General features: G+C 62.8%; 4 protein-coding genes. All 4 read right to left on the bottom strand.

Going from position 1 to position 7,168, the window contains the following annotated elements:
* Positions 1 to 160: 160 nt before the first annotated feature.
* Genes AC1Q5A_RS08630 through AC1Q5A_RS08615 form a run of 4 tightly spaced genes read right to left on the bottom strand, consistent with a single transcriptional unit; the run spans position 161 to position 7,092 of the window.
* Complete coding sequence (locus tag AC1Q5A_RS08630; protein WP_492700177.1) at positions 161 to 1,024, bottom strand: hypothetical protein; 864 nt, start codon at positions 1,022 to 1,024, stop codon at positions 161 to 163.
* Positions 1,017 to 2,687: a hydantoinase B/oxoprolinase family protein gene (locus AC1Q5A_RS08625; RefSeq protein ID WP_492700175.1), complete on the bottom strand. Its 1,671-nt coding sequence runs from the start codon at positions 2,685 to 2,687 to the stop codon at positions 1,017 to 1,019. Before AC1Q5A_RS08625 ends, AC1Q5A_RS08630 begins: the two co-directional genes overlap by 8 nt.
* Complete coding sequence (locus tag AC1Q5A_RS08620) at positions 2,680 to 4,776, bottom strand: hydantoinase/oxoprolinase family protein (RefSeq protein ID WP_492700173.1); 2,097 nt, start codon at positions 4,774 to 4,776, stop codon at positions 2,680 to 2,682. The genes AC1Q5A_RS08625 and AC1Q5A_RS08620 overlap by 8 nt, the downstream gene beginning before the upstream one ends.
* A 48-nt stretch (positions 4,777 to 4,824) precedes the next feature.
* Positions 4,825 to 7,092, bottom strand: a complete 2,268-nt coding sequence (locus tag AC1Q5A_RS08615; protein WP_492700171.1) for a TonB-dependent receptor — start codon at positions 7,090 to 7,092, stop codon at positions 4,825 to 4,827.
* Between the last annotated feature and the right edge of the window lie 76 nt (positions 7,093 to 7,168).

Raw genomic sequence — 7,168 nt, 5'->3', positions numbered from 1 at the left:
TGTCCCCGTGAACTCAAGCGGCGACCCCAGAAATACCCCACGAAAAATGCCAGTCGGCTTAACTGACTGGCATTAGGCTTTGCGCCGGCTTTTTCATCGAATTTGACCCGTCCCAAAAGGTGTCAACCTAAATCAGGACGGGTCACGCATGGCGATCCGACTAAACCCGATTGAAACGAAGTCCCTCGGCGCGCGTTTGCAGCCATCGCTCGGCATACGAGGTGCCGGCGCTGTTCAACTCGAGCAGGACCAGTTCGTCGCGCTCGCGATCGAGCCAGCCGGAAAGACTGGTCGCCCGCGCGGCTGCAGCCGTGGCGATAGTGACAGCCTGCCGCGGCAAGTCCGCGGTGGGTGCTTCGTTGTCGGTCAAACCGACGAGGCGACCCGTCGCGCCGTCGTGGCCGACGAAGTTGCCGTCGATGTCGCCGTGAACGTCGATGCTCAATTGCAGGCGCAGATCGCCCGCAATGGAGCAGACCCACGTGCCGCTCAGCGGACTGGACGCGTCCGGCTCGGCGCGATCGGTGGATGCGGTGGTGATTTCGAGTGCGCCGTCGCCGGAAACGTCGAAGTGAAGCTTGTCGATGTGGAATCCCGGCGTCGGGCCGCGGTCGCTTGCAGTACTGACCACGAGGTTGTGCAGCAGGAGCAGGCGCGGACCTTGTGGCGTCTGCAGAAGCTGGCCTCCCATGCCCGACACCCAATGCCTGCCATCGTCGCCACGGCTGCCGATCGAGCGCCAGCTGATCGACAGCGCGATGCCTCGGCCTTTCGTTTCGTCGGCCGCAGCGGCGACGCAGCCGCGCACACGGTATTCTCCACTCGCACCGGTGTGCGAACGGTAGACGCCGCGCAAATTGCTCCCGGCCATCGCGCCAGGCACCAAGCCGGCGCGCTCTCTGTGAACCGAGCTATAGATGCCTTGCAGGTTGCCGTCCATCTCTGCCTGCAGGCGCATCAGCGAATCGTATTCGTTGCGCCAGAGCTGGCCGGCGATCACGGACGTCATGTTGTCATCAGCCATAGATTTCCGCCACGCGTTCGCGACTGATATAGCCGTTCTTGATATCGTCTTCGACCGCAGTGCGCGCGCGCTTCTTCGGGTCGCCGTAGCCGGCGCCGCTCGCGGTGACGATGCGGATCACATCGTCGCGATTGACTGCGAGCGTATTGACGATGGCAAGATTCTGCGCGTCACCGTTGGCACGGATTACGCGAATGTAGTTCGCCGAACCTTCCTTGCCGCCGCGCATCGCCCAGGGGCGGTGCTTATTGCGCGAGTACGACGCGGTGAGAAAGCAGTTGTCGCTGCGCACGCGGTATTCGAGCACGATGCCCTTGCCACCGCGGTGTTCGCCTTCGCCGCCTGGTTCGTCGTTGAGGGAGAGGCGGTCGACGTAGAGGCCGTAGCGCGTCTCAGCGATCTCGACCGGGCAGTTGAACGTCTCGCCGTGCATCGAGCTGAACATCGCGTTGTTACCGTCGCCCTGCGCGGAACCGCCCCAGCCGCCGATTTGGGGTTCGACTATGGTGAAGTAGCGTCCCGTGTCAGGATTCGTGCCGCCAATGAACGTGCCGCAGATGCTGGAGAAATGGCCGCTTGGCAGGCGATCTCCGAGATGTGGAGCCAGGCATTGCCAGAGCAGGTCGTACAGGCGCATGCCGACTTCGTAGTAGATGCCGACCGCGGCCGGCTCCTGCGCATCGAACACGCTACCCGGGCGGGTCAGCACCTGCAGTGGGCGGAACGTGCCGCCGTTGGTTACGCCGTAGGAGCCGGTGATGTTCTTGAAGATCATCTGCGCGGAGACGATGCTGTCGTCGTGGCTGCAGTTGTTCGGGCCGGTATCCTGGTTGGGGTTGTCGCGTAGGTCGACGATGAAGGCGTCGTCGGTGATCTCGATCGTCGCCTTGTAGACGACGCCGGAATCCTGCTCTTCCTCGATCGAGTAGCGGCCCTTCGGTAGTGCACGCAAACCGTTGCGTGCGACCTGCTCGCCGTAGTCCATGAAGTGCCTCATCGCAGCGATGAAAATGCCCTTGCCGTACTTGGCAATGAGCTCTTCGATGCGCTTGGCGCCGATGCGCGCGGAGGCTACGCCGGCCCATAGGTCGCCTTCGAGGAAGGCCGGCAGACGTGTGTTGACGCGGATGATGTCGAGCACGGCGCGGATCGGCTGACCGCGGTCGATCAGCTTCACTGCCGGCAGGCGCAGGCCTTCCTGGAAGATCTCCTTCGCTGCGGGCGAAAGCGAGCCGGGGAACGCACCGCCGACGTCGTTCCAGTGCGCGATGTTCGCGGTCCAGGCGACGATCTCGCCGTCGGCGAACACCGGCATCAGCAGGATGTTGTCGTTGAGGTGGGTGACGCCGCCGTAGTACGGGTCGTTGGTGATGAATACGTCGCCGGGCTGGATGTCGCCCGATTTTGAATGCAGTTCGAGCACGCGCTTGACAGACTTGTCGAGCACACCGACGAAGCCCGGAATGCCCGCGCCGCTCGAAGCGAGGTTGCCCTTGCCGTCGGTAATGCCAGTACCGGCATCGAGCACCTCGTAGATGACCGCGCTCATCGCGGTCTTGCGCAGCGCCGCGAACATCTCGTCGGCGATCGCCTGCAGCGAGCTCTGAATGATTTCGAGTGTGATCGTATCGCTTGCGCTAAGGGTCTTTCTGGAATCAATCATGATCAAACTCCTTCGTGTCGAGGTCGACGATGACGTTGCCGTAGTCGTCGATGCGGACGCGGTTGCCGGGGTGGATCAGTATTGTCGTACCCGAGGTTTCGATCACTGCGGGGCCTTGGAACTGCATGCCGGGTTCGAGCAGGGCGCCATCGTAGATATCGGCGGTATGCTCGCCTTGCGTCGCATAATCGACATCGCGCCGGCTCTTGAGCGCCTCGCTCACCTTGCGTCCGCTGACCGGCAGCTTGGCTGGCTGTAGTTTGCCGACGTCGGCGAGCGCGACCAGATGTAGGCCGATGAACTCGACCGCAGCGTCGAGGCGATAGGTGTATTCGCGTTCGTAAACCTGATGGAATCCGATCGTGATCGAAGCGATAGCATCCGCGTCGAGTGCGCCGTCGGGCATCATGACTTCGACATGATGTTCCTGATTTTCGTAGCGCAACTTGGCATAGCGGAGGAACTTCACGCGTTCGGGCGCGATGCCCTCAGCACCGAATTGTTCGAGCGCCATCGCAGTGCTCTCGCCGAACAGGGCCTCAATCGCACCGGCGTTCATGCCGTCGAGCGGAGTGAGCCGGCTGACGAAGAAGTCGCGACGCAGCTCGCTCATCAACATGCCCCAGGCGCTGAACACGTCGGCGGCGCGCGGGATGACGACACGGCGCATGTTCAGTTCGGTCGCGAGCGAGACCGCGTGCATCGGGCCGCCGCCGCCGAAAGCGACGAGAGTGAAGTCGCGCGGGTCGTGGCCACGGTTCATCGACACGAGCTTGAGCGCGTTGACCATGTTGTGATTGGCGATGCGCACGATGCCTCGTGCGACTTCGGTGGAACTCATGCCGAGGCCCGCGGCGAGCGGCGCGAGCGCGCGGTCGACCGCGCCGATATCGGCCTGGATCGTGCCACCGCAAAAATACTCCGGATTGATCCGGCGCAGGGCGAGGTTGGCGTCGGTCGTCGTCGCCTGCGTGCCGCCGCGACCGTACGCGGCCGGCCCCGGCGTCGAGCCGGCCGACTTCGGGCCAACGTGCAATTTGCCGAACTCGTCGAGCCAGGCGATGCTACCGCCGCCGTTGCCGATCTCGACGAGGTCGACCACTGGCACCATGATCGGATAGCCCGCGCTCGTCGCGCTGCGCTCGATCCAGTAGTCGGTCATGATGCGCACCTGGCCGTTTTCGATCAGGCTGCACTTGGCGGTGGTACCGCCGATGTCGAGCGCGAGAAGGTTCGGCTCGCCGATCAGGCGACCGAGTTCGGCGGCGCCCCAGAAACCGCTCGCCGGGCCCGATTCGACCATCGTGATCGGAATGCGGCTGGCACGCTCGATCGAGTCGACGCCGCAGTTGGATTGCATCACATAGAGCTGACCCGCCAGGCCTTCGTCGTTCAGACCCCGCTTCAAGCCGGCAAGATAACGCCCGGCGATTGGCTGCACGTAGGCCGAGAGCACGGCAGTGTTGGTGCGCTCGTACTCGCGCCATTCGCGTGTGATCTGGTGCGAGGCGACCGCGCTGACCTCGGGCCATAGGCGTCGCACCTCGTCGAGTACGCTCACTTCGTGAGCGGGGTTGGCGTAGGAGTGCAGCAGACAGACCGCGATTGCGACGACGCCTTCGCGCCGGAAGTCCTCGACAATTGCCGGCAGTGCGGAGAGATCGAGCGGCGTGCGTTCCGCACCGTTCGGCCCGATCCGCCCTGGCAATTCGCGACGCAGATGGCGCGGCACGAAGCTTTCCGGTTTGCGATAGCCGAGATTGAAGAAGTCGGGTCGGTTGCCGCGCGCGATCTCAAGCGTGTCGCGGAAACCTTCGGTAGTGATCAGCGCGACCTTCACGCCCTTGCGTTCGGTCAGCGCATTGATGACGACCGTGGTGCCGTGGGCGAGGAATGCGACTTCGCGCACCGGCACCTTGGCTTTGGTGATGACGTCGAGTACGCCGCGCTCGAAGTTCGGCGGCGTGGTGTCGGCCTTTGCCGTGATCACTTCCTGATGCCCGTTGTGCGGGTCGGTACGGAAATAGACAAGATCGGTGAACGTGCCGCCAACGTCGGTGGCGACACGGATGGTGCCGGGTGTGGACATGGGAATCCTCGACGGTTCGGCGGCCCGCTTGGGGTCGCCGCCGTGCGTTCAGAAGTAGTTGTAGCGGAAGTCGATGCCGAACGTGCGCGGAACGCCGATCTCGGCGAATCCGCCGAGCACGTATTCAGCGTTGTACTTCGTGTTGGTTGCGTTCTTCGCCCACAACCCGACGCTCCAACTGCCGTCGTGCGACTCGATACCCATTCTTAGGTTCAGCAGGCCGAACGCATCGCGCGAGCGGGTGTCACCCGGATCCCAGTACTGCTGGCCGATGCGCTCGTAGTCGATGCGTATGAGGCCGTTGAGCGCATTGTTCAATGTCGGCGTGTATTGGATGCCGACATTGGAAGTGTAGCGCGGCACATACGGCGCGCTTTTGCCGGCGTCGCCCGGTTCCAGGGCAAAGCGCTTGACGTCACTGAGCGTGTAGCCGTAGCCGCCGTAGATGGTGAGGTCCTTGCGCAGGCGGTATTTCGCGTCGATCTCGTAGCCATCGAGATCGACTTTGTTGAGATTGGTCAACACTTGCGTGCCTAGCTGACCGACGAAGACGAAGTACAGCATGTTGCTCACGTTGGTGTGGAACACGCTGCCGTCGACCTGCAGGCGGCCATCGTCCAGGCGGCTTTTGAAGCCCGCTTCCAGGCTCCTGGCAGATTCGGGTTGGTACAGGTCGGTGACGCCGACCAACCCAGCCGAAGCGGCAGCGGCGCCGGTGCCGGCCTGGTTGAAACCGCCGCTGCGGAAGCCTTCGCCATAGCTCCCGTAGAAGCGAAGATTGTCGTTGGCCTTCCACGTCAGCGTCAGCTTGGGCTGCCATTTCTCGAAGACGGCTTTGCGTACCTGGCCCGAAGCGGGATCGAAGGCCAGGGGGGCGGAATTTTTCTGGGAGTGGTCTTCGCGGTCGTAGCGCAGCGCTGCGGCGAGCTCGAGTTGCTCGGTGAGGTCATAGTCGACCTGACCGAACACGGCACTCGCCTTCTGCTCGTTATGGTCGGCGAGAAATATGGTGGTTGGATTGTTACTGTTGGGGCCGGCGGGAACTTCCTTGATCGGCAGGAGGCCCAGGCCCAGATCGAGTCCATCCGAAGAAGACAGATAGCGGCGGCCGTATAGATAGTAAGCACCGACGATCCAACGCAGGCGCTGTTCCGACGGCGAGGTCAGGCGCAACTCGAATTGCGTGGCATTCGTCGACAGGTACTGGGTCTGCGTGCCGTCTGTGCCGGGACCGAAGGGCGAGTTCGCCGAGATGGCCGGCGAGTAGGGGAACTGATCGCCGGCAAACAATTCATTGACGTGGTCGTAGCCGACGATGCCGGTTAGCGTCGCGAACGGGAGCGTGTAGTCGGCCTTGACTGAGAAATGATCGAGCACGCGCTTGTCGAGGCCCAGGTTGTTCGCGCGAATCGGGATCGAAGTGTTGTTGGGGTCGTCGACGCCGTACAGCGGCTGGAACACATAATTGAGCGCGCCGCCTGAGGTGCGCGAGCTGCTGAGTTGGGTGTCGATGGCGAGGTCGTCGTTTACGTTGGCGATGATCCGTGCGCGGAAGTTGTGGTCGCGCTCGTAGTCCACTTTCCTGTCGAGGTAGGTGTTATCGATCAGGCCGTCGAAGTTGCTCGCCGAGCCGGCGAGGAGGTATTTCACCCTGCCGTCGCCGATCGGTCCGCTGACGCTGAACATCGAATTCGTCAGGCCGCCGTTGCCGACGCCAGCCTTGAACGTCGCAGCGAAGTTATCGCCCGGCGGCGTGGTCGTGATCAGGATTGCACCGCCCTCCGCATTGCGCCCGTAGAGCGCGCCCTGCGGACCCTTGAGCACCTCGATCGCATCGATATCGTACAACTGTTGGTTGAACTGGTTCGGACTGATCTGCTGCACGCCATCGACCACCGTCGCCACCGGCGGCTCGCCGTTGCGCACCTGAGTGATGCCACGGATTGTGAGGAAGCTAGATCCCGAGTTCTGTGCCTGGACCATACTCACGTTCGAGGTGAGCTGAACGAAATCGGCTGGTGTGTTGATGCTTGCGCGTTCGATTTCCTGCGCGGTGAAGGCGGTGATCGCGATCGGCACATCTTGCAGCGATTCGCTGCGCTGGCGCGCGGTCACGGTGACTTGTTCGAGCGTTACCTTATTCTTATTGGCGTCGTTCGCGGTGGAGGGGGCAGCTGCCGCGGCGGTTGCCGCGCCATTCGCGCTATTTTTCTCACCGTCGGAGGGTGCTTGTTGGGCGAAGCCGCTGCCCGCACCAAGGGCGAGGGCGACCGCAATGCTCAACCGCGCAGGCGTCAAACGATGGTTAGCGCTCATGTGAAAACCTGTTGGCGAAAACGGACAATTCCGTCGCCGACGAGAATGATGACAATCAGGCGTGTCTGTCCACGGC

This window comes from Rhodanobacter sp. GW835-FHT13D09, from assembly GCF_058793995.1.
This window is presented reverse-complemented; position numbering and strand designations above follow the sequence as displayed.

Excerpts from the sequence above, each read along its gene's own strand:
- AC1Q5A_RS08630 (WP_492700177.1), bottom strand. The coding sequence starts at position 1,024 with ATGGCTGATGACAACATGACGTCCGTGATCGCCGGCCAGCTCTGGCGC.
- AC1Q5A_RS08625 (WP_492700175.1), bottom strand. The coding sequence starts at position 2,687 with ATGATTGATTCCAGAAAGACCCTTAGCGCAAGCGATACGATCACACTC.
- AC1Q5A_RS08620 (WP_492700173.1), bottom strand. The coding sequence starts at position 4,776 with ATGTCCACACCCGGCACCATCCGTGTCGCCACCGACGTTGGCGGCACG.
- AC1Q5A_RS08615 (WP_492700171.1), bottom strand. The coding sequence starts at position 7,092 with ATGAGCGCTAACCATCGTTTGACGCCTGCGCGGTTGAGCATTGCGGTC.